The sequence below is a fragment of the Williamsia sp. Y721 genome, from assembly GCF_059683565.1.
The window spans coordinates 102,660-128,425 of record NZ_JCASNH010000004.1; the positions used below are offsets into that span (position 1 = coordinate 102,660).

Here is a 25,766-nt window from a genome sequence, read left to right on the forward strand (position 1 = left end):
GACCTAGCTGATGTTGACGCCGTATTCGCGGGCGATGCCGGCCAGACCCGATGCGTAGCCCTGCCCGATGGCGCGGAACTTCCACTCGCTGCCACGGCGGTAGATCTCGCCGAAGACCATCGCGGTTTCGGTGGAGGCGTCCTCACTGAGGTCGTAGCGGGCGAGTTCGCGGCCGTCGGCACGATCGACCACGCGGATGAAGGCGCCGTGCACCTGGCCGAAGCTCTGACCGTGCGTATCGGCATCGTGGATGGTCACCGGAAAGATGATCGTATCGACTTGCGGGTTGAGCGCTTTGAGGTCGACGTTGATCGCTTCGTCGTCACCCTCGCCCTCACCGGTGCGGTTGTCGCCGGTGTGCTCGATGGCGCCGTCGGGGGATCTGAGGTTGTTGTAGAAGACAAAGTACGAATCGTCGAGAATCTTTTTGTTGCTGTCGATTCCGAGTGCGCTGGCGTCGAGGTCATAGTCGGCTCCGGTGGTGACACGGACGTCCCAACCGAGCCCAACGGTCACCGCCGTCAGGTTGGGGGCCTCTTTGCTCAGCGATACATTTCCACCCTTGGCCAGGCTCACCGACATGTTGATCCTCCGTATTTCGCAGTTGCGTCTTTCTCGTGATCAGTCGTGTCCAGCCTACCGATGGTCAGGGAACGAGATAGTTGCTGTCACGGGCGTCGGTGACGACCATGTGTCCGGGAGCGTGGCCGATCGCCAGATCCGGGCGCGATTCCATCACCGCTGCCTGGGGGGTGACACCGCAGGCCCAGAACACCGGGATCTCGCCGGGGTGGATCTCGACGGCGTCGCCGAAGTCCGGTGCGGCGATGTCGGTGATCCCGAGCGCGCCGGGGTCGCCCACGTGGACCGGTGCGCCGTGGACCGAGGGATATCGCGAGGTCACCCGAACGGCAGTGGCGACATGCTCGGCCGGCATCGGTCGCATCGAGACCACCAGGGGGCCGGAGATGCTCCCGGCCGGCCGGCATCGTCGCGACGTCTTGTACATGGGCACGTTCTTGCCCTGCTCGATGTGACGCACCGGTACACCGGCCTCGATGAGGGCGGCCTCGAAGGTGAAGCTGCAGCCGATGAGGAACGACACCAGATCATCGCGCCACCACGGGGTGACATCGTTTGTCTCGTCGACCATTTCACCGCCACGGTAGACGCGGTACAGCGGCGCGTCGGTGCGGATGTCGCTGCGTTCGCCGAGGAGCGGGCCGGTCACTGCTCCGGCATCGATGACGTCGAGGACCGGGCACGACTTCGGGTTGCGCTGTGCGAACAGCAAGAAATCGTAGGCGTCGGCGCGGGGCAGTGAGATGAGGTTGGCCTGCGTCCAGCCGGGCGCCCATCCGGCGGTCGGGGTGATCAGACCGTCTCGAAACATCGCGCGGGCCTGCTCCGGATTCAGCTTTGCGGGGTCGATCATCGTTGTCCCTCCTCGGGGCGTGCAGGTCGTGGCAGGGGGCGGGGTTTATCTGCTCCATCGCAATTTGATGTGCTGGCCGGGCCGTATCTGTGCGGCACGATCGACATCGTCGTCGACAACAACCGCGACCACGGGATACCCGCCGGTGACGGGATGATCGGCCAGGAAGATCACCGGTTCGCCGCTCGGTGGCACCTGGATGGCGCCGCGCACGATACCTTCGCTCGGTAGTTGCCTGCCGGAATCGCGATGTGTGAGCCCGGATGCCTTGCCGCTCAAACGCATCCCGACCCGATCGCTGCGGTCGGAGGCCTGCCAGCGGGTGTGGATCAGATCGTCGGCGTCGTCGACCCAGTTGTCTCGTGGACCGCGATGCAATCGGAGTTCGACCTCACCGGTTGTCGGCGTCGCCACCGCTGCGACATCGATCTCGGCCAGATCGCCGGGTCGGGGCCCGAGTTCGAGCACATCACCGACGGCCAGTGGGGCGGGACCGAGTCCGGACAGAGTGTCGGTGCTGCACGACCCCAGCGTTTCGGGAACGTCGAATCCGCCGCGTGCGGCGAGGTAGGCGCGTAGTCCGGCGCGGGCCATGCCGAGGGTCACCACGTCGCCGGGAAGGACTCGAAACGGCGCGTTCATTCCGGCCGGATGTGCGCCCGATCCCTTGTCCACCAGGACATCCAGGTCGGCACCGGTGACCACCAGCCAGACGTCCTGTTGTGCGCGCAGCGACAAACCGCCGAGGGTCACCTCCAGTGCGGCGGCGCCTTCCTGATTGCCAAGGAGACGGTTGCCCAACGCGTGGGCATGCCGGTCGGCCGCACCCGATCTGCCGACGCCCAGTGCGGCGAAACCCGGTCGTCCCCGGTCCTGCACGGTGCTCAGTGGGCCGGTGGCCAGAACATCGAATGCCTTCATCGCCCGGCCTCCCGGAACTGCACCGAACACCCCGGGCGCAGGAGCGCTGGGGGTTCACGGGTGGCGTCCCACATGGTCAGGTCGGTGTGACCGAGTAGTTGCCAGCCGCCGGGTGATGTGCGCGGGTAGATGCCGCTGAACTCTCCGGCAAGTCCGACCGCGCCCGCCGGAACCCTCGTGCGCGGTTCGTCCCGGCGGGGGACCTCGAGCCGGGCATCTCCGCCGATCAGGTAGGCGAAACCGGGGGCGAATCCGCCGAAGGCGACCTTCCACGGTCGGCCGGTGTGTGCGGCGACGACCTCGGTGGTCGACAACCCGGTGAGCCGACCGATCTCCTCGAGATCGGCGCCGTCGTAGATGACCGGTACTTCCACGACGAGTTCGCCGGCTGCGGCGTCGGACGTCGGGGTGCCGGCAGGCGCGGGGAACAGTGAGCCCACGGCGGTACGGATTGCGGGTAGCCGGGTGGGTGAGTCGGTGACAAGCAGAACCGTGCGCGCGCCGGGGATGATGTCGACGATGCCGGGCAGCGCTGCGTTGCCGAGGGCGGAGGTCCAGGTGATCGCCTCATCGGTGGTGTCCACCTCGACCATCAACGACCGATCGCCGTAGGCGAGTAGGTTCATGTGAACGCTTTCACCTCGACACCTTCGGCTGCCAGCAGCTCACGGACCGCCACTGCCATCTGTGCTGCAGCAGGTGAATCTCCGTGTACGCAGATCGAGTCCACGTCGATGGCGACATCTGTCCCGTCGACGGATTCGACCACCGAGTCGGTCACCATGCGCAACACCCGGGCGGCCACGGCAGCCGGATCGTCGAGCATCGCTCCTGGCTCGCTGCGCGGCACCAACGTTCCGGCCGCGGTGTATCCGCGATCGGCGAACGCCTCCCTCACGACGCGCAGGCCGCGTTCCTCACCGAGGGTCAGGAGCCGGGAACCGGGAAGGCCGAGCAAGGCGAGATCAGGGTCGAGTGCCGCGATCGCGTCGACCAGCGCCAGCGCGTGTTCTTCATGGTGGACGGCTGTGTTGTACAGCGCTCCATGGGGTTTGACGTAGGTGACGCGTCCGCCGACGGCAGCGGCCAGCGCTTGCAGGCCGCCGATCTGGTAGACGATGTCGTCGGTCAGTTCAGTGCGGGTGGCGTCGACGAATCGACGGCCGAAACCGGCGAGGTCGCGGTAGGCGACCTGCGCCCCGATCCGGACCCCCCGGTCGACGGACCATCCCGCGGTACGCGAGATGGTGCTCGGATCGCCGGCGTGGAAGCCGCAGGCGATGTTGGCGCTGGTGACCACATCGAGCATGGCCTCGTCGTCGCCGAGGTCCCAACGACCGAACGATTCACCGATGTCGCTGTTGAGGTCGATGGTCATCGCAGGTCTCCCAAGGTCGTCGTCATCACAGGTCTCCCAAGGTCGTCAGCGACTCGTAGCCGAGGTAGAGCGTGATCAACCAGGCGATCACTCCGATGGACAGAAGCCATGTCGGGTAGCGGTATCCACCGAGCAGGTCACGTCGGCGCCAGGCGACCCACAAGATGATTGTGAACCCGAGCGGCAGGATGATGCCGTTGAACGCACCGGCAAAGATCAGGAGTTTGACCGGTGTGGTCTCGATCAGCAGGTAGATGACGGTGGAGATCGCGATGAATCCGACCGTCAGCTGGTTCCGGGTGCGCGCGGTGGTGTCGCTCTTCGTCAGGAAGGAGACAGAGGTGTACGCGGCCCCGATGACCGAGGTGATGCTGGCCGCCCACAGGATCACACCGAAGACGTGTAACCCGATGTCGCCGAGTGCGGATTCGAAGGCCGATGCGGTCGGATTGCCCTCTGCGAGTTGGACTCCGCCTGCGGTCACGCCCAGGATGGCGAGGAAGAGCAAGACGCGCATGATGCCGGTGACGATGACGCCCATGATCGACGTGCGACTGATCTCGCGGATGTGCCCCGGTCCGGTCAAACCCGAATCGAGTAGTCGGTGCGCGCCTGCATAGGTGATGTAACCGCCGACTGTTCCGCCGATGATGGTGGTGATGACCAGGAAGTCGATCTCCTCGGGAATCACCATGTTGCGCAGGGCGTCTCCGGCCGGTGGTCCGGACACGACCGCGACGTAGCCGGTCATCAGGATCATTGCCGCACCGAGCACGACGACGATCCGATCCAGGGCCACGCCTGCCCGCTTGCTGAGGAAGATGGCGATGGCGATCACCGCCGAGACGGCGCCGCCGATCTTGGGTTCGAGTCCGAACATCGAGTCGGTACCCAGACCGGTACCGCCGATGTTGCCGATGTTGAACACCAGGCCGCCGAGGACGACCAGGCCGGCCAGGACCCAGCCGGCACCGGGAACGACATCGTTGGCCAGTTCATGGGCACGTTTCCCGGCGACCCCGATGACCCGCCAGACGTTCAGCTGAACTGCGATGTCGATGAGAATCGAGACCAGGATGGCGAACGCGAACGCGGCACCGAGTTGCACGGTGAACTTGGTGGTCTGGGTGATGAAGCCCGGCCCGATGGCGCTGGTGGCCATCAGGAACATTGCGCCGAGCAGCGCGGCGCGCCCGCCCTTGGCGTCGACCGCCTTCTCAGTGCTGTTCTGGGTGGTGGCAGGCGTGTCTGCCATGGAACTCTCCTCGGTTTGGCGGACCCCGACGGGCTTGGGGGTGTCCTCAGCGTCGTATTCAAATGTTTCGAGAATGTTTCCTCAGCGCTAAGGATTGTTCAACAATCCCGCAATCCTACGTTCTCGTAGACTCCTGATGTGGAAAACGAGTCTGGATTGGACGACGTGCTCGGTGTGCTGGTTGCTGCCCGCGGGGAGGTGGTCCGCACTTCGTCCGCCGAGCGGGCCGCAGCGGTCTTGCGTACCCAGGTCGACGAAGGTCGCCTGAGGTCAGGGAACCGACTACCGGAAGAGTCGATCGCCCGGGCGCTCGGGATCTCGCGCAATACCCTCCGCGAGGCGCTCAGCCAGCTGGTTTCCGAACGGATACTCGAGCGGGTCCCCAATCGTGGCGTTCTCATCCGGACGCCGGGCGCTGACGACGTGCGGGATGTCTACCGTGCGCGCCGGGTCATCGAGTCGGGTGCGATCCGAGTGGGTCGCGGAGCGCCGCCCTACCTGGCCGCGATGGCTGCGGCAGTGGACGAGGGGCGGGTCGCGATCGCCGCGGGTGACGGCGATGCGGTGGCGACGGCGAACCAGCACTTCCATCGCGCTGTGGTGGCTCAAGCGCAGAGCAACCGCCTCGACGTGGAGATGAACCTGCTGCTGGCGGAAATGCGGTTGGTGTTCTTCCGAAGCGCGTCGGCGCGTGATTTCCACACCCGTTACGTCGAACGGAACGCCGAAATCGTGGATCTGATGGCGGTCGGCGCCGTCGAGGAGTCGGCTGCGGCGATGGACCGCTATCTGTTCGATGCCGAAGCGCATCTGCTGACGCAGTTCGACTGAACTGTCGGGTCAGTCGCTCGTCGTGGTGTCCCAGCGGGCGACGACGCGATAGCCGCGGCCCAGGGCGCCGACTCCCACATCGAGTGTGCCCCGACTGGATTCGACCCGTTCGGTCATCCCGATGATGCCGAGTCCGGTACCCGGCTGCGGTGCAACAGTTTTCGTGCTGCCGGGTCTGCCTCCGTCGTCGAACACGCTCACCTCGAGCCGATGGGGCGGATGCGCCGTCACCGAGACCTCGACCACCGGCGATGCACCCGCGTGGCGGCGCACGTTGCTCAGTGATTCCTGGACAACGCGATAGGCCGCGACTCCCATCGCCGATGGCACCGCAGCGGTGTCGCCTTCGGTTTCGTAGTTCACCGCCAAGCCGTCTGCACGGGCGCGGTCGATCAGGCCGTCGACCTGTCCGAGTGTCGGTGCCGGCGCCAGTGGCGCGGATTGGTCGCGGTCCCGCAAGGCTTCGAGCATGGTGCCGAGCTCATCGAGTACTTCACTGCTGGCCGCCCGGATCGCCTCGAGGGCCGGTTTCGCCTGTTGCGGTTGCTTGTCGAGTAGATGCGCCGCGACACCGGCCTGCACATTGATGGTGGCCAGCGCGTGGGCGACCGAATCGTGCAGGTCTCGCGCGATGTTCAGGCGCTCATCGGTCATCGCCTGCCTGCGGCGCAACTCATCGCGTTCCCGCTGTGCCGCAGCCCGTTCGGTACGCGCGCAGAGCACGATGCCCGCCAGTGCCAGCGTGAAAGCCCACGCCGGACCGGCGATTCCGATGGTCCCGAGCGTTCCGGCACCGATCCATCGTCCGGCGATCACCGCAACCGACATGACGGCGGCACCCACGAGTGCGGTCGTGCGCGGCGCCCGGTACCCGGCCAGGGCCATGGACAGCGGGCCGACCAAAAGTGCTGGGCCACCCGGGTATCCCCGAGCGAGGTAGACAAAGACCACACCGACGGCGAGACCGATCATCACCTGTGGATATCGGCGGGACAGGGCCAGCGACAAAGCGCCGATGATCCCGAGTGTGATCGCAAGACCGTCGATCGGCCGTCCGTCCGTACCGGTGTGTCCGACGGAGCTGCCGACGATGACCAGGATGATCACCACCAGCGCAAGTGCCAGATCGGACCCCCGCACCCCGAACTCGCGCACCCCGAACTCGCGCATTCCGAGTTCGCGCACACGATTCGACCATCTGACGTCCACCTGGCCGATCGTAGAGTCGTTCGGTACGGCTCGCGTCGGTTCACCGTTGAGATCGCATAGGGCGGTGCGATGCGTCGAGTGGATTCTGTACGTCAGGTGTGGAGATCTGCTTCGAATACGGTCACCGCGGTCAGCGGATGGTTACGCTCGGGGCAGGCAACGAGCACCCACCGAGCAGGCGGCAGGCGGAACCGGGGTTACATGATTCGGGTGGCACTGGCTGATGATCAGCTCCTGGTACGGACCGGCTTTCGCGCGTTACTCGACGCCGAGGACGATATCGAGGTGGTCGGGGAGGCCGCCGACGGAGATGAAGCGGTCGCGGTGTGCATCGACGTGCGACCCGACGTCATCATCATGGACATCCGGATGCCCGGTTGCGACGGACTCGAGGCGACCCGCCAGATCACCGCCCGCGACGACCTCGCCGACGTGAAGGTTCTGATCCTGACCACCTTCGAAATCGACGAGTACGTGTTCGAGGCGCTGCGTGCCGGTGCCAGCGGTTTTTTGGTCAAACACACCCAGCCGGCCGAATTGATTCAGGCGGTGCACGTCATCGCCGCAGGCCAGGCGCTGTTGTCGCCGGGGGTGACAAGACGGCTGATCACCGAGTTCGCCCAGGAACCCGTGGCGTCTGCCGCTGTTGCGTCGGATGCCGTCGTCGATCTGCTCACCACGCGCGAACTCGAGGTGGTCCGACTGGTGGCGGCCGGGTTGTCCAACGATGAGATCGCCGCCCAATGGTTCGTCAGCAATGCGACGGTCCGCACCCACGTGAGCCGGGCCATGACCAAACTCCAGGCCCGTGACCGGGCGCAGATGGTGGTGTTCGCCTACCGGCACGGGTTGGTCCGTATCTGAGCATGGCGGGCACTGCACACCTGACGTAGTGCCGATGTCCACATCAGGCCGACGACTTCGGGCGCAGGCAACGGCATCGTTGTCCGTATGGAATCAACAACAGTCATCCAGGATGGACCGTCAGTACTGGAGTCGCCGAATCCAACTGCGCACGTGGCAGTTTCGGTACAGGGGCTCACGAAAAGATATCGAAGGCGAACCGCTGTCGACAATGTGTCCTTCACGGTGCCTGCCGGGTCGGTCACGGGTCTGATCGGGCCGAACGGCGCCGGAAAGACCACTGTGATGGCGATGTTGCTCGGCCTCGTCAAACCCGGCGATGGTGACGGAACCGTTCTTGACGCGCCGATTCATCGACGCGCGCAGTATCTTCCGCGCGTCGGCGCGCTCATCGAGTCGCCGGCATTTCACCCCGCTGTATCTGCTCGGGACAATCTGAGGTCGCTGGCGGTGTTGTCCGGACAGGCCACCGATGGGGTCGATGGGCTACTCGACCTGGTGGGCCTGGGGGATCGGGGCAAGGACCGCTTCGGTAGCTATTCACTCGGGATGAAGCAGCGCCTCGGAATTGCAGCTGCTCTGCTCGGCGATCCCGAGCTGGTGATACTCGACGAGCCGACCAACGGCCTGGATCCCCAAGGCATGCAAGAGGTCCGTGACCTCATCGGACGCATCTCCGCGCAAGGGCGCACAGTTGTCGTTTCATCGCATCTGCTCGCCGAACTAGAACAGGTCTGTGACTGGTTGGTGGTGCTGGACCACGGTGGAGTCGTCCACGCCGGAACGCCGCAGTCGCTGGGTGCCACGGCCGACGCACTGGTTCTGGCACCCGACGACGAGTCCCGGTTCGACGACCTCGAGGCCATCGCACAGGCGACGGGTCTGGAGATCAGCCGTGACGGGACAGGCCTGATCATCGCCCTCACCGACGACGTCGATGCCCGGCAGTTGGCCGCGGAGATCAACGTCCGGGCCCACGCCGCGGGAATTGTCCTGGCCGAATTACATCACCGGCGTGCCGATCTCGAGGCCCGCTATCTCAACTTGATTCACACGTCCTCGATCTGACATCTGAAGAGAATCTCCTGAAAGGCATTGCGATGAATCTGCTGAATTCTTTTCGGTCCGAATGGATCTTGCTGAACCGGCCCCGTCTGTGGGCGGGCCTGGGCATCACCACCGTGGTGTTCAGCGTGCTGGCCACCTGGTTGTTGATCGAGGCTGCCAAACCCTTTGGGCGCAGCGGCGACGGGCCAAGTGTGTCCCTCGAAGCGCTGGTCGGCTCGGGCGGTGCCACCGCTGCGGTGATCGCATCGATGAGCGTCGCCGCCGTGCTGGTGGTCGCGGCATTCGCGGCCGCGATGGGTAATGAGATCAGCCGGGGCACGTTGCGGGCCGCGCTGACCCGCCAGCCGAGCCGGTTGTCACTGGTCACCGGAAAGTTGGTGGCACGAATCAGTCTGGCCGCGGTGTTGATGGCGGTGGCATTGATCGTCGGAGCGCTGACCGCGGCGGTGGTGGCACCGTCGGTGGACGTCGACACCGCGGGCTGGTTCGGGGCAGATGCGCTCGGCAGTGCGTTGGCAGATTACGGCCGGCTGCTGGTGTTCGTGGCGATGTACGCCCTGATCGGCACAACGGTTGCGGTACTGGTGAAGTCGACACCCATCGCACTCGGGGTCTGCCTGCTGTGGTTCGGACCCGTCGAAAACGTCCTCGCGGAGAATCGCGAGTGGGCCGAGCGCTGGTTCCCCGGGTTGGTCATGCGGTCGTTGGTGCAGCCGGAGCGGCCAGGCGCGTTGTCGCAGGCGCAGACTCTGACAACGCTGGCGATCTATGCTGCGGCGTGTGTGGGCGTGATGGGCTTGACGATGTCGCGCCGGGACGTCACCGCAGGGTAGGAAACGTTGTGGTGGCAGCTATTTCCGGGCGAGTTCGATCAACTTCTCGACGGTGCGCAGATTGCGTCCGGTTCCTTGGACACCCAAGCCCTTTGCGATGACCGGGGCGGTGAGTTTGGACGTTCCAGCTCCCGCGTCGTAGCGGATGTGGAGGTTGTCGCCGATGACCTCGAACACGTCGTCGCCGAAATCACGATTGTGGAATGTTGCGACCGCGGTTGGTTCCGGCGCTGCGGTGAGGCAGTAGACGTACGAGTACTTCGGCTCGACGACATCGAACGGATGCTCGGCCAACGCGGCGGCGAGATCGTCGGCCGACCTGCTGATGACTTCGCGGAAGTAGCCGTAGCGGTTGGTGATTGCCACTTCGAGCGCGCGGTCGAAGGCGGCGGGATCGTCGGGCGGTGTGCACAGCAGATTTCCGGAGGCGATGTAGGTCGAGATGTCGGTGGCGCCCAGGTCGGCTGCCATCTCTCGGAGTTCGGCCATCGGCAGCTTGGCGCCACCGACGTTTACCGCGCGAATGAGAACCACCCGTTGTGCCATGCCGTCGATTGAACACCACTGACGCCGGTCGGGGCCCGACCTCTACGATCGCGTGTATGGCTGATACAGACGAAGTGGTCGAGCAAATCCTTTCCACATACAAGACCATTACCGTTGTTGGTGCCAGTGCGTCCCCGGAGAAGCCCGCGCACAAAGTTCCGGTGAACGTGCAGAAGCACGGATGGCGCATCATCCCGGTGAACCCCAAGGCAGACGAGCTGTTCGGTGAGAAGGTCTACCGAACCTTGGCCGATATTCCCGAGCAGGTGGGTCTTGTCGACGTGTTCCGCCCATCGGAGGACACCCCGGAGATCGCCCGCCAGGCGGTGGCCGCCGGCGCCACGGCACTGTGGCTGCAACTGGGGATCGTGTCGGCGGAGGCTCGAGAGATCGCCGAGAAAGCCGGCCTGCTCTACGTCGAGAACCGCTGCCTGATCATCGAGCGGCGTCGAGTGGGGCTGGACGCGCCGAAATAGGCCGCGTGGTGTTCCGGAGGCCTGAGAGGACGGTCGCCACGAGGCTTCGTGCGTAGTCGTCGCTCGGGGGTTCCCCACGGAGCAACCACTGTTGGGCGAGCGGGGCGAACAGCAGATCGACGGCCACGTCGAGGTCGAGGGTCATCGGCAGCTGACCGGCGCGCTGCGCCGAACGTAGGCGCTCCCTCTTCAGTTCACCCATGGGTTGATCGAGCCTGCTCTCGTATTCCTTCGCGAGTTCCGGATCTTCGAGCACTGCCACGGTCAGCGCTCGTAAGGGTGCGGCGAATGTTGGACTTCGCAACTCTGCGGCGGTTGCCTGCAGCACCATCACGAGGTCCGCTTCGAGATCCCCGGTGTCGGGGAGGGCAGCCGGGTTTTCGGTATCGCCCTGGGTGCGCGCCAGATATGCGTCGAGGAGTACTGCTCCCTTTGACGGCCACCATCGATAGATCGTCTGCTTCCCGACCCCGGCTCGCGTGGCGATCGCTTCGATGGTGAGCTTCGCGTAACCCAACTCGGTGACGAGGTCGAACGCAGCTTCGAGGATCGCCTTGCGGGATGCCGGGTTGCGCCGGGTCGCATGGGATCGGAGGCGCTCGGACGAGGTCATCCCGCGATGATATCTCCTTAAGACGAGACGGTCCGTCTTGACACGGGGCGTGGACCAAGGCATTGTCATCGGAACGAGACGAGACGCACCGTCTTTCCTACGGAGAGGATTCTGCCATGACATCCACGCCGACCACCGGGGGACACTCGGCCGATCCACCCCGCGCCGCGCGTACCTGGCTCATCACCGGTGCCGGTCGCGGACTGGGCAGGGAGTTCGCCGCGGCGGCGCTTGCCGGGGGCGACAACGTCGTGGCTCTGTCGCGCTCGATCGAGACCGCGGATCTCCCACACGCCCCCGAGCGCATCCTGCGCATCGCAACCGACGTGACGGATCGGGCGTCAGTGTTCACGGCTTTCGAGCGGGCGGTCGAACAGTTCGGGCGGCTCGACATCGTCGTGAACAACGCGGGCACGATGGCCTACGGATTCGTCGAGGAGTTCGTCGAGGACGAGGTTCGGGCACAGTTCGACACGAACTTTTTTGGTGCCCTGTGGGTGAGTCAGGCTGCGATGTCAGTCTTCCGCACGCAACGAGCAGGTCATCTGGTGCAGATCTCGAGCATCGGTGGCGTGATGAGCGGTCCGGGCAGCGGGGTCTACAGTGCGAGCAAGTTTGCCCTTGAAGGACTCAGTGAGGCGCTGGCCGCCGAGGCTGCGCACTTCGGAGTTGACGTCACGATCATCGAACCCGGCGGTTACTGGACCGAGCTCTACAACGCGATGAGCATGTCGACCCCGATGCCGGAGTACGCGGCATTGCGGACCGAGTTGGAGATGCAGAGTGCGGGCAGCAGTATCGACAGTGACCCGCGGCGCGCTGCCGACGCACTCGTCGCGGTGGTTGATTCTCCCCGACCGCCGCGGCGCATCATCTTCGGCAGCGCAGTACTCGACGCGGCCGTGGCTGCAGCGCAGGAGAAGGTCGACACGTGGCGGCAGTGGGAAGCAGTGAGTCGCGCGGCGGAGGATGCGATACCGGTACCCCCGGGCTGAACAGTCTCGCCGAAGGCAGCAGACTCACTCGGCCCGATCCGCAGGGTCATCGGGCAGTCAGGGGAAGGTGACTACCCTGTCACCGGTGAACACTTTGACCCGCACCGACGGACCCGGGGCGGTTCGGCTTGCTGTGCGAACCTCCGGTCCGCTGACCGGCAAACCGGTGTTGCTGGTCCACGGAATGGGCGGCGATCACCAGACGTGGCGAGCGCTGGCCCGGGAGCTTCGCGCGGATGGCCGCACGGTCATCACGTATGACCAGCGTGGGCACGGCCGCAGCTCGCGATCGACGTCGTATCTGCTCGATGACTTCCGTGATGATCTGAGCTTTGTGCTCGACGGACTCGGCGTCGACGAAATCGACGTGATCGGCCATTCCCTCGGTGGCCAGACCGCGATTCGGCTCGCGGCCCTCGACCCGGCGCGTATCGGCAAGCTGGTGCTCGAGGAGATCCCGCCGATGCCGCGTGATCAGGCCGACGTCGACGAGCACATCGTGCCCTTCAGCGGTATCGCCGACCGGCTGCGTGGGCTGTGGTCGACAGTTCGTTATCCGAGCCCGGTGCTGCGGTTCGATCACCGGATGTCGGACATCGTGGCCCGCCAGTTCGAGGCGGTCGACACCGATTGGTGGGAGTCGTTGTCGCAGCTCAAATTCCCGACGTTGGTGGTCTCAGGTGGTCAGCGCAGTTTCCTGCCGCCGCGGCACCTGGTGAGTCTGGCCGAGGCGTTGCCCGACGGGCGTTTCGGTCAGATCGATGCCGGTCACAGTGTGCACCGCGACCGGACCGCCGAGTTCAATCGGCTGGTGACGGACTTCTTGCGGGGCTAGACGTCCGTAGAACAGCGCCGCCTACGAATAACGCACGATTCGCGACAACTTCTTCGCGTCGGTGAGCATGCTCTCGATGATCGCGCCGGAGACCGCGTCGAACTCCTGCGCCGCCTGATCCAGGCGCTCTGATCCCAGCTCGTCTTCGGCTGCAACAAGATACTCGTCGGAATCGTCTTCGGTGCCGACGTTGATGACCCATTCCAGTTTGGCGAGTTGACGATCCACCTGCTCGATGCCGGCGCGGTAACGGGCGAACGCCCGCAACCGCTGGACCAGTAGGCCGAGCCGTTCGTCGTGGACCTGGGCCCGGCCGACGTGGATTGCGATGATGTCGGGGTCATCGCCGAGGTCGCCGTCAGGAAGGGGCCCGAGTTTGTCGACAGAATCGCGGAGCCGTGCGCAGCTGCGGCTGACCTCGGCGACTTCGGCGTCGAGGTCGACTCGGATCATCTTGTCGTCGAATATGTCGTGGCGCCACGAAGCACTCAGTTCGATCGCGGTTGCGGTCGAGCACGCAAAGTAGGCCAGTTTGCCGATCGGATGTGAACGCATCTCATCGATCGTCGTCTGGTCGTCATGCGACAGATGCGGCTGGCGCAGTTGCCGCCGCAGCAGGCGCGGATAGTGCTCCTCATCGCTGCGGCCTGCCCAGTCGTCGGCCATACCCGGGTCTCGGTCCAGCAGGTCGGTGAGGTCGATGCGGCCGGGGTCACCGCGCCAGGTGTCCACCGCGATGAACGCGAAACGGATGCAGGTCGCGTTGCCTGGCCGCGGGCCGCCCAGGTGATTGATCCAGTAGGGCGTAGTGGTGCTCTTCGCCAGCCCGGTCAGCCCGGTCAGCCCTTCACCGGGTACCGGCCTGGGCTGCGGCGCGGGGTCGTCGGGCTTGGATGAGGGCGACGTCGAGGATCCGGTGTCGGCGCGGGGGAGCGCCGCCCTCCGGAACTTGTCGGACCAATCGATCGACCTGATCCACTCGGTGCCGACGAAGGCCAGCGCGGTCATGGCAAACAACACCACAAAACCGACGATCGCCGAGACGTACACCATCTGCACCATTATCCCCGATCCGGGAGACCGCGTGCCGGGAGTCGGGACGACATGGCCGACAGAGTCGGGACGACATGGCCGACAGAGTCGGGACGACCGGGCCGACAGGCCCCTCACACCGTTGTCTGGTCGACGCCCGTCTTGTTTCCGCGCGAACCGATGATCGTCGCGGCCAGCGGCAGTAGGAGGACCGTGAGCGCGCCCGCCGTCACCAGGACCGATGCGTTGCCGTCCGACATGTGCCCGGCGGACACCGCAACACCGGTGACCGCGACGATGATCGGCAATCCGGTCGCCGAGTAGAGCGCTATCTGCGCCCGCTCACCGGTGGACAGCGGCGGCTCGTTGCCCGAGTTGCCGCGGTCCCATCGGGTGGAGATGAACACCGGGAATCCGCGGACGATCAGGATCATCAGGATGAAAGCGACAAGGAGTCCGGGCTTGCTTGCCACGGCCGAGACGTCGATCGTCATGCCCGAGGTGATGAAGAAGATGGGGATCAGCAGTCCGAAAGCGATCCCGTCGAGCTTGTGTTCGAAGATCTCGTCGCCGTCGGGAAGGATGCGTCGCAGGATGAAACCGGCGGCGAATGCGCCGAGGATGGTGTCCAGGTCGAATGCGTAGGCCAGTGCCATCAACCCGACCAACAACAACATGGTGATCCGGACGGTGGTCTGCGCGGTGGTGTGCGAACCCGCTGAGATCAGGTTCGTCAGCCAGCGTTGGCGCTGTAGCAACTTCTCGGTCAGGAGCCATACCGTCACTGCGGCAATTGCGAAGACCGCGAGCACGATTGCCGATTTCAATGATCCGCGTGCGCCCAGCAGTACCGCCATCGCGATCACCGGACCGAGTTCACCGAACGCGCCGTGGTTCAGGACCGTCTGGCCCAGTCGTTTGTTCAACATCCCGGTGTCGCGCAGGATCGGCAGCAACGTGCCAAGGGCGGTGGAGCACATGGCAATCGCCACCGCACTCTCGGCGGTGACCAGGGTGGTCATGCCGATGCCGAACGTGATCGCGAAGGCGAATGCCAGGCAGCAGATCCACGTGTAGAGCGCTCGGCGTCCTTCCCGGCCTGCCACCTCGGAGGTCTTGATCTCATAGCCGGCGAGCAGGAACAGCAGTCCGAGACCGAGTTCGCGGAGCAAATCGATCGCTGACCCGTCGGTGGCGAAATCGAGGGCGTGAGGGCCGATCAGGATGCCGCCCACCAGCAGGATGACGACTTCGGGGATTCGTCTTCCGGGTATGAGACCGGCGATCAACGGGGCCAGGACCGCGATCAGCAGAATCCAGAACAGCGACGTGGCCACCGTTGCCGTCACGTCAGTTCCCGTCCCCGGTCGATGGTCAGTGACTCGGCCGCGGCTCTGATCTCGGCGGGAATGGCAACCGGCACACGATCGTCGCGGTCGACGTAGACGTGCACGAAGCGGCCGGTGGCAGCGGGTCTGAGACTGCCGTCGGCCTGCTCGGCGAAGATGGCCAGCGCGTAGACCACGCTGCGGTTGCCGAGTCGCTCGATCGAGATCCCGACCCGGAGCAGATCCGGAAAGGTGAGCTCGCTCAGGAACTTGCACGATGTCTCGGCGACGATCCCGATGGCGGGCAGCAGCCGAATGTCGGTGCCCGTGGCCGACATCAGCCACGCGTTCACCGCGGTGTCGAAGTAGGAGTAGTACGTGACGTTGTTGACGTGGCCGTAGTGGTCGTTGTCGTCCCAGCGGGTCGGCATCGGCCAGAGCACGGGATAGTCCTCGGGAACGGGGGTTCCGGATGTGGTCACTGTCCAGCCTCTCTCGCGGCGAATGCCTCGTTGCAGACTACGAGGTGCATAGTGGTGGGGTGCATCGTGGTTCGGGCATCGCCAAGTGAGAAAGGGTTGACGTGAAGATCTGGGGCGCGGTCCTCGAGGAGATCGGTCGGCCTCGGCCGTATGCGGAATCGACTCCCATCGTCATCCGTGAGCTCGATCTGGAACCACCGGGACCTACCGAACTGCTGGTGCAGATCGAGGCGGCAGGTATCTGCCATTCGGACCTGAGTGTGGTGGACGGCAATCGCGTCAGACCCGTCCCGATGCTCCTCGGGCACGAGGCGGCAGGGATCGTTCGTGAGGTCGGGCCCGCCGTCACCGGATTCGCGGTCGGGCAACGAGTCGTCATGTCTTTTTTGCCGCGCTGTGAGGACTGCGAGGGTTGCGCGGCCGGCGGCCGATTACCTTGCAGGCCCGGCAGTGCCGCGAACAATGCCGGTGAACTCCTCGCCGGTGGCCGACGCGTGACCGATCAGGGTGCGCTGGTGCATCACCATCTCGGGGTCTCCGGGTTTGCCGACCACGCCGTCGTGGACGCAGCATCGGCTGTTGTTGTGGGAAACGATGTTCCGCCGGATGTCGCGGCTGTCCTGGGCTGCGCGGTCCTGACGGGCGGCGGTGCGGTCCTGAATGCGGCGAACCCCACCATGCGCGACTCGATCATGATCGTCGGGCTCGGTGGGGTCGGGATGGCGGCACTCATCACCGCTGTGGCGCAGCGTGTTTCACGGATTGTCGCAGTGGACATGGTGGACGAGAAACTGGAACACGCACGCCGGCTCGGCGCGCACGAAACCTATACGCCACAGGCGATCGCCGAGCAGGGGATCAAGGCGACGTATGTCATCGAATGTGCGGGGAGCGCAAGGGCTTTCGAGACCGCGTTCGCGGCAACGGCAGCCGGTGGGACCACGGTGACCGTGGGCCTGCCCGCACCCGACGCCATGGCAAACATTTCACCGCTGACGATCACCGCCGAAGCTCGGACGGTGGTCGGCAGCTATCTGGGCTCGGCCGTGCCTCGTCGGGACATCCCCAGGTACGCGCAGATGTGGCGCGATGGACTACTGCCGGTCGAAGAGTTGATCTCATCGCGAATATCCTTGTCGGACATCAACTCGGCGATGGATCAGCTTGCCGACGGCAAGGCCATCCGTCAGGTCATCACCTTCGACTGACGGGGGATCTCACCGGCGCCGGAACAATTCGGCCGGTCGACCGGTATCTGCTGACGACCGCTGCCCGGTGCCCTCGAGTTGTCCGATGAACCGGCGGCGGAAGGTGTCCTTGGGGAAGGCCTCGGAGAAGATCGTCTCGTACAGTCGGCGTAGCTCCAGCAGGGTGAACTGATCGGGCAAGAGGTTGTCCGGGTCGGGTAGCGGCCAATAGCGTTGGCGCAGATCGGCAACCGCCTGGGCGACCATGTCGCCGTGATCGAAGGCCAACGTTTCGTCGGCCACGCCGTCGGTGACCGTGACCAGATCGACGGTCTCGGGCAATCGATCGTGGGCGATGGCAGCGCTGTGCGCCATGGACAGAACCCATCCGCGATCGTCGCGGTCCGGGTCGTCGTACATACCGAGCTGGTGGAACTCGAGGTCAATGAGGCGGGCTTTGGTTCGTAGGGCCCGTCCGGCAGCATCTCGCAGCGTCTCGCCCGGGTGTAGGAATGTGCCCGGTAGCGACGGTCCACGGTCGGAGTCGACGGTCACCACACAGAGCTGATCGTCCCGCACGGTCAGAACCGCCACATCAACCGCCACCGATGGCCGTGTGTAGTCGTCAAGGGTCTTGCCCTCAGAATCTCGCCACACCATGCCTTGCACATTAGCTCATTCGTGCGCTAATCTTTAGCTCAATATTGATCTAACTGAGGGCGAGGGTCTGATGACGCTGATCGAACAACACTTGACCGAAGTGCAGAGGGATCGCTGCGCCGGAGTACTCGCCGGGACCGCGGCCGGTGACGCTCTGGGTGCCGGCTACGAATTCACCTATCCCACAGCGGATACGCCGATATTCATGAAGGGCGGTGGGACGTTCAACTGGGCACCGGGGGAGTGGACGGACGACACGTCCATGGCGCTCTGTGTAGTGGAAGGGCTTTCGCTCGGGCAGGCCGACCTCGACGCCATCGCTGCCGGATTCATGCGATGGTATCGATCGAATCCGCCGGACATCGGCAATCAGACGCGCACTGTCCTGTCGGCTCGCGCCGTGAATGCCGTGGAGATGGCCGCCGCAGCCGCGACGTTGTCCGGGCGTACCGGCGGTAACGGGTCGCTGATGCGGACCGCGCCGGTGGCACTGGCATTCCTCGACGACCTCGAGGCCTGTATCGAAGCCGCCGGCGCCATCAGTGACCTCACGCATTGCGATGTACGTGCCCGCGAGGCGTGTCAGATGTGGAGTGCAGGCATCCATCACGCGGTGCTGACCGGTTCGACCGGTGGCGTGCGCAAATTCTTGGACAATGCTCCGGCATCGACCAGCGATTACTGGGCGCCACTGCTCGACATTGCCGAAACCGGCTCGCCCGCAGACTTTCCCAACAACGGATGGGTCGTCCACGCCCTACAGACGGCCTGGTGGGCGATCAACAGGTCCGGCGGTGATCTGCCGCAGACACTCGAATTGTGTGTTCGGGCCGGCCATGACACCGACACGACCGCCGCGATAGCGGGCGGGTTGGTCGGCGCCTGCCGCGGAATCTCCTCGATCCCCGCCGATTGGCTCGAGGGCCTACATGGGTACCCGGGAGCAAGGGCCGCAGATCTGTGCGCACTCACCGACAAGATCCTCGACACGAACTCGCAGGAGGCAACATCATGACCGTCATCGACGTCACCCAGGGTGACATCACCAAGGTTCGCGCAGACGCCATCGTCAACGCCGCGAACTCCTCGCTGCTCGGCGGCGGGGGCGTGGACGGCGCCATACATCGCGCAGGTGGGTCTGAAATTCTCGACGAATGTAGGTTTCTGCGCGCAACCACCCTTCCGAACGGTCTCGATGTGGGAGCCGTGGTGGCAACCGGTGCCGGGAAGTTGCCTGCGCGGTGGGTGATTCACACCGTCGGGCCTCGGTATTCCAGACAAGAAGACCGATCTGCGCAGTTGCGGAGTTGCTACCAGCGCAGCCTCTTGCTGGCTCGGTCATTGGGGGCGTCGTCGATCGCGTTCCCGTTGATATCGGGTGGGGCCTACGGGTGGCCCGTCGACGATGCGGTGGCCCAGCAGGTCCGCGCGATCAAGACGGCCGACGTCGGCGTCGATATCGTCACGCTCGTCGCGTACTCCCGCGAGATCGCCGAGATGACCCGGCGCCTTGTCGGCTGAAGGTAGGGGGTAAAGACCGATCGCCCGCTCGGTCCGGTACGGTCGGATGTGCGTTGCGTCACAGGCGTGGGGTTCGGTGTTCGAGGTGGTCGGAGTCAGACGGCCAGAGAAGGGGAGCCAATGAGGCGGTATGCACTACGCAAGAAGACCGGTGAACTCGATCCCGAGCGGGACTTCGAGCAGATCAACCGGCTCTTGGCCACGGTCGAGTTTCCCTGGGATATAAACCAGGCGTTGAGCTTTGCGCTGTTCCGCACCTATGCCGTGCCGTCGGTCGGTCAGTTGTTGTTCGACACCGGCGAGTTCACCGAGCGGGTCCAGAAGCGCTACGACGACACCACGCTGCTTCTCGATGCGGTTCTTGAACACGGTTTCGACAGTGTCGAGGGACGCAACGGGATTCGCCGGGTGAACCAGATGCACGGCAACTACGACATCTCGAACGACGACATGCGATATGTCCTGGCGACATTTGTGGTCACGCCGGTGCGGTGGATCGAGCAGTACGGATGGCGTCAGCTCACCCACAACGAGGTGGTCGGCGCAACGAACTACTATCGGCGCCTGGGAACACTGATGGGGATCAAGGACATCCCCGGCAACTACACCGAGTTCGCCCGGTTCCTCGATGAATACGAGGCCACGCACTTCGCCTACAACGCCGGTGCCCGCAAGGTCGCCGATTCGACCTTGGACCTGATGACCACCTTCCCGCCGAATGACAAGGCGCCGAAGTGGTTGATCAACATCTTCGCTCGATCACTGATGGACGATCCGCTACTCGACGCGTTCGGCTACCGGCACCCGCCGCGGCCGGTTCGGGCACTGTCACGGGCGGCACTGAAGGCGCGCGGTGCTCTGGTGCGCTTCTTCCCGGTTCGCAAGCAGCCGATCCAGGCCCGCGATCTGCCCAACATCCGGACGTATCCGGAGGGCTACCAGCTCCAGGACCTCGGTACCTTCCCGCGTGGATGTCCGGTGGCACACGGTGATTCGGCCGAGGTGGTGTCGACGTCCGGTCGGTGACCCTGGAAACTGTCGAATACCGGGCGGCGGAGGGCTATTCGCCCTCGGCGCCCCAATATTCGCCAGGTTTCAGGGACGTCAGACGAAGCCGGCGACCCGATGGGGTTGGTATGGCTCCTCGAGGTAGCTGACCTCGGCCTCGTCGAGAGTGAGATCCAGTGCGCTCACCGCGTCGCTGAGGTGTGTGGGTCTGGTGACTCCGACGATCGGTGACGTGGTGCGATCGGCCACCCAGGACAGGGCGACGGCTGCGGGCGCGACACCGCGGGTGGCGGCGATCTCCAGTACGCGTTCCACGATCACCTTGTCGTCCTCGGAATACAGGGATGCACCGAATTCGTCGGTGGCGGTGCGTGCGGTTTGTTCGTCCCATGGTCGGGTCAGACGACCTCTGGCCAGTGGGCTCCACGGAATCACGCCGATGCCCTCATCGGCGCAGAGGGGCAACATCTCTCGCTCTTCCTCGCGGTAGATGAGGTTGTAGTGGTCCTGCATGGAGATGAACCGAGTCCATCCGCCGAGTTCGGCGGTGTGCAGTGCTTTCGCGAATTGCCAGGCGTACATCGAAGACGCGCCGATGTAGCGGACCTTGCCGGACTTCACCAGGTCGTGCAGCGCTTCCATGGTCTCTTCGATCGGGGTCTGGTAGTCCCAACGGTGAATCTGGTAGAGGTCGATGTAGTCGGTTCCGAGGCGGCGCAGGCTGTTGTCGACCTCGGCGAGAATTGCCTTGCGTGACAAGCCGGCTCCGTAGGGTCCGGGGCGCATCCGGTTGAAGACCTTGGTCGCGACCACCACGTCTTCGCGTGATGCGAAGTCGGCCAGGGCCCTGCCGAGAATCTCTTCGCTGCTGCCGAGGGAGTACATGTTTGCGGTGTCGAACGTGGTGATCCCGGCCTCAAGGGCTGCCTTGATGATGCCGCGGCTCGCTTCTTCGTCGAGCGTCCAGGCGTGCGTGCCCTGGCCGGAAGTTCCAAAACTCATGCAGCCCAATGTCAGAGCCGAAATCTTGAGGCCGGAATTGCCGACGTTCATATACTCCATCAGGCCATTGTCCTAGATCGTGTCAGGGAACGCTGAGGAGTCCGTGCAGCACCACTCGTGCAAACTCTTCGGCCTGCGCTGCGTCGAAGGGTGCCGAACCGGTGATCAGCCGTAGCGCCATCGGCCCGAACAGCACTTCGCCCACCACATAGATGTCGTTGCCGGGGTGCACTTCTCCCCGCTCGACCGCGCGTTGCCACAGTGTGGCGGTGAGCTCTCGGCGGCCGTCGAGGTAGTACCGCTTGAAGTAGTCCGCACCGGCCTCGTCGTCGACGCAGGCGGCCAGGAGTTGGGTGAATACTCTGCCCCTGGGGGTGGCGTAGAACATGCTGACGTTGCGGACGTGCTCGGTCAGGTCGTCGACGATGTTGCCCGTGTCGGGTATGGGCAGGGCGTCGCGGACGGCGAGGCTGAACGCTTCGGCGGCAACCGCGATCCGGCTCGGCCAGTGCTTGTAGATCGTCGCCTTGCTGACTGTTGAACGTTCGGCGATCGCGTCGATCGTGGCGGCACGGAGCCCGCCCTCGGCCAGTAGTTCCTGGGTCGCCGTGAGCACGTCGTTGTGGCATTTGATGCTGCGAGCGCTGGACAGGGCAGGCGACCCTGCAGGTGCGCCCGCTTCAGTACTGCTTGACATCCGTCCTTGCTCCTTAAGTATCCAAAACTGAAGTGAACTCATAGTTCACCACGGCCATGCTGTTTTGTATACCAGAAATGGGGCGTTGTGGTGCAGTTCTCAGTTGTGCCGGGTCCGCTTCGGACGGTCCATGGGCCTACGGCGTCATCTTGGAATCTTTGGCGGCGAGAAGTGCGGATCCGGTGAGTGGAATCAGTGCCAGGGCCAGCACCGCCATCGACAGCGTCCATGAACCGGTGATGTCGTGCAGCGCGCCGATGGCCAGCGGGCCGATGGCGGCCAGGCAGTAACCGACCGATTGGGCCATCCCGGAGACCTGGCTTGTCTGGACCGTGCTCGAGCTCCGTAGAACCATGAACAGCAGCACCAGGCTGATGGCGGCACCCGGTCCGCTCGCGATGAGCATGACCCATAGGACGGTGAGCACGTCGGTGGTCACCAGGCCGATGAACCCGATGGCGCAGATACCGCAGAAAGCGAGCGTCAACACCCTCTGGTCGCGGAATCGAACCGCGATGATCGGAGCCACCAATGCCATCAGGAGGGCAGCGGTCTGGGCCAGGGCCAGCATTCCACCGGCGGCGGCCTTCGAGGTCCCCCGGTCCATCAGATACTCGGGCAGCCACGCGGTGAAGGTGTAGAAGATCAGTGATTGGGATGCCATGAAAACCGTGATCGCCCAGGCGATCTTGTTCCGCCACAGAGATGCCGGCAGCGGCGTGGTGCTGATCCGGTGGATGCGGGACAGCTGCGGTATCCACAAAACCAGGCCCAGGGCCGCAAGGAGCGCCCAGCTACCCAGCGCAACCCGCCAGTTCTCGTCGACGGTGGTGTAGATCGGCACTGTCAGGCCGGCTGCCAGCGCCGCACCGCCGGACAGTGTCATCGAGTAGAGGCCGGTCATCAGCCCGGAGCGATGCGAGAAGTCACGTTTGATGAGCGCAGGCAGGACGACGTTGCACATACCGATGGCAATGCCTGCCAGCGCGGAACCGGCGAACAGGGCAAACATGTTGGGGACCATGCGCGCCACGATGGCGCCACAGAGCAAGGCCATGGCCACGAATATCGTGCGTTCGATGCCGAACCGGGCAGCGATACGCGGTGCTATCGGCGCGACCAGGCCGAAGCAGAGCACCGGCAACGTGGTGAGCAGGCCTGCCGCTGCGCTACCGAAGCCCTCGGACACCTTGATGTCGTCGATGAGTGGTCCGACGGCGACCACCGCAGGCCTCAGGTTTGCCGCGACCACCATGATCCCCAGTGCCGTGAAGATCGTCGCTGTTCGTCCCGTCGACCCGGTTTTCGGCGATTGGTTTGACGTGGATGTGGGCGTGGATGTCATGACAGCACTTCGATCGACCGGTCGAGGTAGTGGTCGACGGCGGCGAGGGCGGCGTTCGAATCGCCCTTGCTGATCGCCTCGACCACCTCGGCATGTCCGGTGGGATGGGGGTGGGCGTCGACGTCGGCGGCGATCAGCGTCGCGTGTGTACGATCCATGACCTCGACCAGCCCGTTATACATCTCTGATAACAGCGAATTGCCTGCTGCGGCAACCAAAGTGGTGTGGAATGCGATGTCTGCGTCGATGTAGCGCTGTAAGTTGTTGTCCTCGAAGGCCGCCCGCATCTCGATGAGCAGGTCGCGAAGCGTCTGCACCTGATCGTCGGTGCGATTGTGTGCCGCTGATTGGGCGGCCTCACGTTCGAGTGCGCGGCGCACCTGCAGCAGCTCGAGGACCTCGCTGCTCGACACGCATCGAGCGATCGCCGCGGCCAACAGGTTTCGGCTACGGACGTACGTTCCGTCCCCGCGCCGGGGCTCGAGGAATCCGGCGTGCTCCAGAGCGCGCACGGCCTCCCGGATGGTGTTGCGTCCGACGCCCAGCTGCTCCACCAATTCGGGTTCTGCCGGGATGCGCGAACCCACCGGCCAGTCGCCGGTTCTGATGAGCTCTTGCATGCGCTCGACCACAACCTCACTGGTGCGGCGGGGACGCTCGATCTGCGTGGACATGGAAAGAACCTAACATCCCATGTTTGGTCGCACCATCGGGGCGCGGCGGGGGTCAGTCGCCTTCGACGTTGCTGTCCAGGGAGAACATCGACAGGGCGGTGAAGATGGTGAGCCGGCGGTCGGGTTCGTTCATGAACGGCCCGGTGACCGCTTCGATCCGGGCGATCCGGCTGCGCAACGTGTTCGGGTGCACGAACAGCTCGCGGGCGGATTCGGCGATGTTGCAGTCGGTGGCACGCAGAACCCGCAAGATCCGGCGCTGGTCGAGGCCGTCCGGTGTCTCGTCAGCGACCGAGCCCAGAGTCTCGCCGACAAATTGTCGCCGGGCGTGCTCGGGGAGTTGGTAGAGCACGCCGAGGACGCCGAGATCCCGGTAGGCCGTGACGCGGTTGATCGCGCCGATGCGACGGCCGACGGCCACCGCCCGGACCGCCTGCCGAAACGCGCCGGGATAACTGCGCGCGTTGTCGACGGGATCGCCGGCTCCGATCGCCAGCGGAACCTGAACCCCGCGATACAGGGCCCGGGACAGCGCATCGAAATCCGTTGTCGCCTTGATCATCACAACCAGCACGCCTTCGTTGACGATGGTGATCGCGTCGGCGTCGAACCGGGTTGCCACCGGTGCCAGCGTGGCCTTCAGGTCGTGCAGGCCACTCATGTCCACCGCGACGCCGAAGGGCTCGATGGCCAGACACACCACCGGATGCCGGGGGAAGAGGGAGAGGCGTCGGCCTTTGCGAAGTCCGGCTTCGCGCTGGACGAGGTCGTCGCCGAGGATGTTCTTCAAGTTACGGGCGATTTCGATGGCGGCGTCGTCGGATTCGGTGTCCCGCAGTTTCACGTGCAACCCGACGACCGGCACGAGACCTTCCAGCATTGCGGTCTCGGCCGCGGTGAGGCCGGTATCCCTGATGATCTCCAGGGCCGGGCCGCTGCGGGGGATGGGGGACAACGGAAATACCGCGACGGGGGTGACGGCCGGGCGGGCGAGCGCAGCGGGCGACTCACTGAGGCGGACCGTGGCGCGCAACCGCGCCCCGATGGCGTCCAGAAAGCCCTCGAGGTTGTCGGCCCGGTGCAAGATCCGCAACAGTTCCGCTCCGGTCACCATGTCGTCGGCGGCAGGCGTGATCGACTGGGCTTGCAGTAGTCGTTGCAGGTGCAATGTCACATCGGCGCCGGTGTCGGGCACTGCGTTCCAGAGCAGACACACCTGCGCCCGGTCGGCCATCGTGACCGCCTGCTTGGGGGGATTGACCTGCCGGGCCGGATTCACCAGGATCGCGGACGGTTTCTTCACCACCAGGGGTCCCAGGACGGCCTGCAGATCGGGGAGCGGATCACTCGGCCGCGCCGGACTCCATTCGACAACCACCAGAACCCCGGCGAGTGAGACCAACTCGCGTGCGGCCTCGGCGTCGATGACCGACGTCACGACGGCCTCCCACTGCGACGGTGGTGTCGCGATCTGGACACCGGTCGCAACCGCCAATTCGGCGACGGTGGCCATCGGGCTCGACACGACATTCCTCCTCCGTGGGCCAGAAACCTGGCTGTGAGGCAGAGTA

29 protein-coding genes are annotated in these 25,766 nt (G+C 64.8%); 11 read left to right on the plus strand and 18 right to left on the minus strand.

Going from position 1 to position 25,766, the window contains the following annotated elements; translation table 11 throughout:
* Positions 1-3: 3 nt before the first annotated feature.
* The 6 genes from AC56PL_RS19970 to AC56PL_RS19995 all read right to left on the minus strand — a co-directional run bounded on the left by AC56PL_RS19970 (position 4) and on the right by AC56PL_RS19995 (position 4,989).
* Entirely contained in the window at positions 4-582 is a 579-nt protein-coding gene (locus tag AC56PL_RS19970; protein ID WP_497154927.1) for a TerD family protein, read from the minus strand.
* Between the two features lie 64 nt (positions 583-646).
* Positions 647-1,435 (minus strand): putative hydro-lyase, encoded by a 789-nt coding sequence (locus AC56PL_RS19975; protein ID WP_495518326.1) that lies wholly within the window; start codon positions 1,433-1,435, stop codon positions 647-649.
* Between the two features lie 45 nt (positions 1,436-1,480).
* Positions 1,481-2,356 carry a 5-oxoprolinase subunit C family protein gene (locus AC56PL_RS19980; RefSeq protein WP_497154928.1) on the minus strand — a complete coding sequence of 292 codons (876 nt, stop codon included), beginning with the start codon at positions 2,354-2,356 and terminating at the stop codon, positions 1,481-1,483.
* The gene (locus AC56PL_RS19985; RefSeq protein ID WP_497154929.1) at positions 2,353-2,982 is read right to left on the minus strand and encodes a 5-oxoprolinase subunit B family protein; all 630 of its coding nucleotides are present in this window, start codon (positions 2,980-2,982) and stop codon (positions 2,353-2,355) included. Before AC56PL_RS19985 ends, AC56PL_RS19980 begins: the two co-directional genes overlap by 4 nt.
* Positions 2,979-3,734: a 5-oxoprolinase subunit PxpA gene (locus AC56PL_RS19990; protein WP_495518323.1), complete on the minus strand. Its 756-nt coding sequence runs from the start codon at positions 3,732-3,734 to the stop codon at positions 2,979-2,981. Before AC56PL_RS19990 ends, AC56PL_RS19985 begins: the two co-directional genes overlap by 4 nt.
* Positions 3,735-3,759: 25 nt before the next feature.
* Entirely contained in the window at positions 3,760-4,989 is a 1,230-nt protein-coding gene (locus tag AC56PL_RS19995) for a divalent metal cation transporter (protein WP_495518322.1), read from the minus strand.
* Positions 4,990-5,127: 138 nt separating this feature from the next.
* Here AC56PL_RS19995 and AC56PL_RS20000 point away from each other — a divergent pair, with 138 nt between their 5' ends.
* Positions 5,128-5,820 carry a GntR family transcriptional regulator gene (locus tag AC56PL_RS20000; RefSeq protein ID WP_495518321.1) on the plus strand — a complete coding sequence of 231 codons (693 nt, stop codon included), beginning with the start codon at positions 5,128-5,130 and terminating at the stop codon, positions 5,818-5,820.
* A 9-nt stretch (positions 5,821-5,829) separates the two neighbouring features.
* Here the strand turns inward: AC56PL_RS20000 and AC56PL_RS20005 are convergent, their stop codons facing one another.
* Positions 5,830-7,029, minus strand: a complete 1,200-nt coding sequence (locus AC56PL_RS20005; protein WP_497154930.1) for a sensor histidine kinase — start codon at positions 7,027-7,029, stop codon at positions 5,830-5,832.
* A 201-nt stretch (positions 7,030-7,230) separates the two neighbouring features.
* Between AC56PL_RS20005 and AC56PL_RS20010 the strand changes: the two genes are divergently transcribed.
* The 3 genes from AC56PL_RS20010 to AC56PL_RS20020 all read left to right on the plus strand — a co-directional run bounded on the left by AC56PL_RS20010 (position 7,231) and on the right by AC56PL_RS20020 (position 9,794).
* The gene (locus AC56PL_RS20010; protein WP_497154931.1) at positions 7,231-7,893 is read left to right on the plus strand and encodes a response regulator transcription factor; all 663 of its coding nucleotides are present in this window, start codon (positions 7,231-7,233) and stop codon (positions 7,891-7,893) included.
* A gap of 87 nt (positions 7,894-7,980) precedes the next feature.
* Entirely contained in the window at positions 7,981-8,961 is a 981-nt protein-coding gene (locus AC56PL_RS20015; protein ID WP_497154932.1) for an ABC transporter ATP-binding protein, read from the plus strand.
* Between the two features lie 32 nt (positions 8,962-8,993).
* Positions 8,994-9,794, plus strand: coding sequence for an ABC transporter permease (locus tag AC56PL_RS20020; protein WP_497154933.1), 801 nt, complete (start codon positions 8,994-8,996; stop codon positions 9,792-9,794).
* A gap of 18 nt (positions 9,795-9,812) precedes the next feature.
* Here AC56PL_RS20020 and AC56PL_RS20025 read toward each other — a convergent pair whose 3' ends face one another.
* Positions 9,813-10,340 carry a DUF1697 domain-containing protein gene (locus AC56PL_RS20025; RefSeq protein ID WP_497154934.1) on the minus strand — a complete coding sequence of 176 codons (528 nt, stop codon included), beginning with the start codon at positions 10,338-10,340 and terminating at the stop codon, positions 9,813-9,815.
* A 56-nt stretch (positions 10,341-10,396) separates the two neighbouring features.
* On the opposite strand from AC56PL_RS20025, the gene AC56PL_RS20030 reads away from it, so the two are divergent.
* Positions 10,397-10,816, plus strand: coding sequence for a CoA-binding protein (locus AC56PL_RS20030; protein WP_497154935.1), 420 nt, complete (start codon positions 10,397-10,399; stop codon positions 10,814-10,816).
* On the opposite strand, the gene AC56PL_RS20035 is transcribed toward AC56PL_RS20030, so the two are convergent.
* Positions 10,776-11,429: a TetR/AcrR family transcriptional regulator gene (locus AC56PL_RS20035; protein ID WP_497154936.1), complete on the minus strand. Its 654-nt coding sequence runs from the start codon at positions 11,427-11,429 to the stop codon at positions 10,776-10,778. The two genes, AC56PL_RS20030 and AC56PL_RS20035, sit on opposite strands and share 41 nt — an antisense overlap.
* 116 nt (positions 11,430-11,545) lie before the next feature.
* On the opposite strand from AC56PL_RS20035, the gene AC56PL_RS20040 reads away from it, so the two are divergent.
* Complete coding sequence (locus tag AC56PL_RS20040) at positions 11,546-12,424, plus strand: SDR family NAD(P)-dependent oxidoreductase (protein ID WP_497154937.1); 879 nt, start codon at positions 11,546-11,548, stop codon at positions 12,422-12,424.
* 85 nt (positions 12,425-12,509) lie between these two features.
* Positions 12,510-13,259: an alpha/beta fold hydrolase gene (locus tag AC56PL_RS20045; RefSeq protein WP_495518312.1), complete on the plus strand. Its 750-nt coding sequence runs from the start codon at positions 12,510-12,512 to the stop codon at positions 13,257-13,259.
* A gap of 21 nt (positions 13,260-13,280) precedes the next feature.
* On the opposite strand, the gene AC56PL_RS20050 is transcribed toward AC56PL_RS20045, so the two are convergent.
* The 3 genes from AC56PL_RS20050 to AC56PL_RS20060 form a co-directional block, all read right to left on the minus strand.
* Positions 13,281-14,312: a hypothetical protein gene (locus AC56PL_RS20050; RefSeq protein ID WP_497154938.1), complete on the minus strand. Its 1,032-nt coding sequence runs from the start codon at positions 14,310-14,312 to the stop codon at positions 13,281-13,283.
* A gap of 113 nt (positions 14,313-14,425) precedes the next feature.
* A complete protein-coding gene (locus AC56PL_RS20055) occupies positions 14,426-15,640 on the minus strand; it encodes a cation:proton antiporter (protein ID WP_497154939.1) in 1,215 nt (404 codons plus the stop codon).
* A complete protein-coding gene (locus AC56PL_RS20060; protein WP_497155301.1) occupies positions 15,637-16,050 on the minus strand; it encodes an acyl-CoA thioesterase in 414 nt (137 codons plus the stop codon). Before AC56PL_RS20060 ends, AC56PL_RS20055 begins: the two co-directional genes overlap by 4 nt.
* Positions 16,051-16,202: 152 nt before the next feature.
* Between AC56PL_RS20060 and AC56PL_RS20065 the strand changes: the two genes are divergently transcribed.
* Entirely contained in the window at positions 16,203-17,309 is a 1,107-nt protein-coding gene (locus tag AC56PL_RS20065; RefSeq protein WP_497154940.1) for an alcohol dehydrogenase catalytic domain-containing protein, read from the plus strand.
* A 9-nt stretch (positions 17,310-17,318) separates the two neighbouring features.
* Here the strand turns inward: AC56PL_RS20065 and AC56PL_RS20070 are convergent, their stop codons facing one another.
* A complete protein-coding gene (locus AC56PL_RS20070) occupies positions 17,319-17,948 on the minus strand; it encodes an NrtR DNA-binding winged helix domain-containing protein (RefSeq protein WP_495518307.1) in 630 nt (209 codons plus the stop codon).
* A gap of 70 nt (positions 17,949-18,018) precedes the next feature.
* On the opposite strand from AC56PL_RS20070, the gene AC56PL_RS20075 reads away from it, so the two are divergent.
* The 3 genes from AC56PL_RS20075 (at position 18,019) to AC56PL_RS20085 (ending at position 20,495) form a co-directional block, all read left to right on the plus strand.
* Positions 18,019-18,963, plus strand: coding sequence for an ADP-ribosylglycohydrolase family protein (locus tag AC56PL_RS20075; protein WP_497154941.1), 945 nt, complete (start codon positions 18,019-18,021; stop codon positions 18,961-18,963).
* Positions 18,960-19,469, plus strand: a complete 510-nt coding sequence (locus tag AC56PL_RS20080; protein WP_497154942.1) for an O-acetyl-ADP-ribose deacetylase — start codon at positions 18,960-18,962, stop codon at positions 19,467-19,469. The genes AC56PL_RS20075 and AC56PL_RS20080 overlap by 4 nt, the downstream gene beginning before the upstream one ends.
* 120 nt (positions 19,470-19,589) lie before the next feature.
* A complete protein-coding gene (locus tag AC56PL_RS20085) occupies positions 19,590-20,495 on the plus strand; it encodes an oxygenase MpaB family protein (RefSeq protein WP_497154943.1) in 906 nt (301 codons plus the stop codon).
* 78 nt (positions 20,496-20,573) lie between these two features.
* On the opposite strand, the gene AC56PL_RS20090 is transcribed toward AC56PL_RS20085, so the two are convergent.
* The 5 genes from AC56PL_RS20090 to AC56PL_RS20110 form a co-directional block, all read right to left on the minus strand.
* Entirely contained in the window at positions 20,574-21,479 is a 906-nt protein-coding gene (locus AC56PL_RS20090) for an aldo/keto reductase (protein ID WP_497154944.1), read from the minus strand.
* Positions 21,480-21,561: 82 nt separating this feature from the next.
* On the minus strand, positions 21,562-22,176 hold the full coding sequence (locus tag AC56PL_RS20095; protein WP_497154945.1) for a TetR/AcrR family transcriptional regulator: 615 nt from the start codon (positions 22,174-22,176) through the stop codon (positions 21,562-21,564).
* Positions 22,177-22,312: 136 nt separating this feature from the next.
* Positions 22,313-23,521 (minus strand): CynX/NimT family MFS transporter, encoded by a 1,209-nt coding sequence (locus AC56PL_RS20100; protein ID WP_497154946.1) that lies wholly within the window; start codon positions 23,519-23,521, stop codon positions 22,313-22,315.
* A complete protein-coding gene (locus AC56PL_RS20105) occupies positions 23,518-24,195 on the minus strand; it encodes an FCD domain-containing protein (protein WP_495518300.1) in 678 nt (225 codons plus the stop codon). Before AC56PL_RS20105 ends, AC56PL_RS20100 begins: the two co-directional genes overlap by 4 nt.
* Before the next feature lie 52 nt (positions 24,196-24,247).
* Positions 24,248-25,720 (minus strand): PucR family transcriptional regulator, encoded by a 1,473-nt coding sequence (locus AC56PL_RS20110; RefSeq protein WP_497154947.1) that lies wholly within the window; start codon positions 25,718-25,720, stop codon positions 24,248-24,250.
* Positions 25,721-25,766 lie beyond the last annotated feature (46 nt).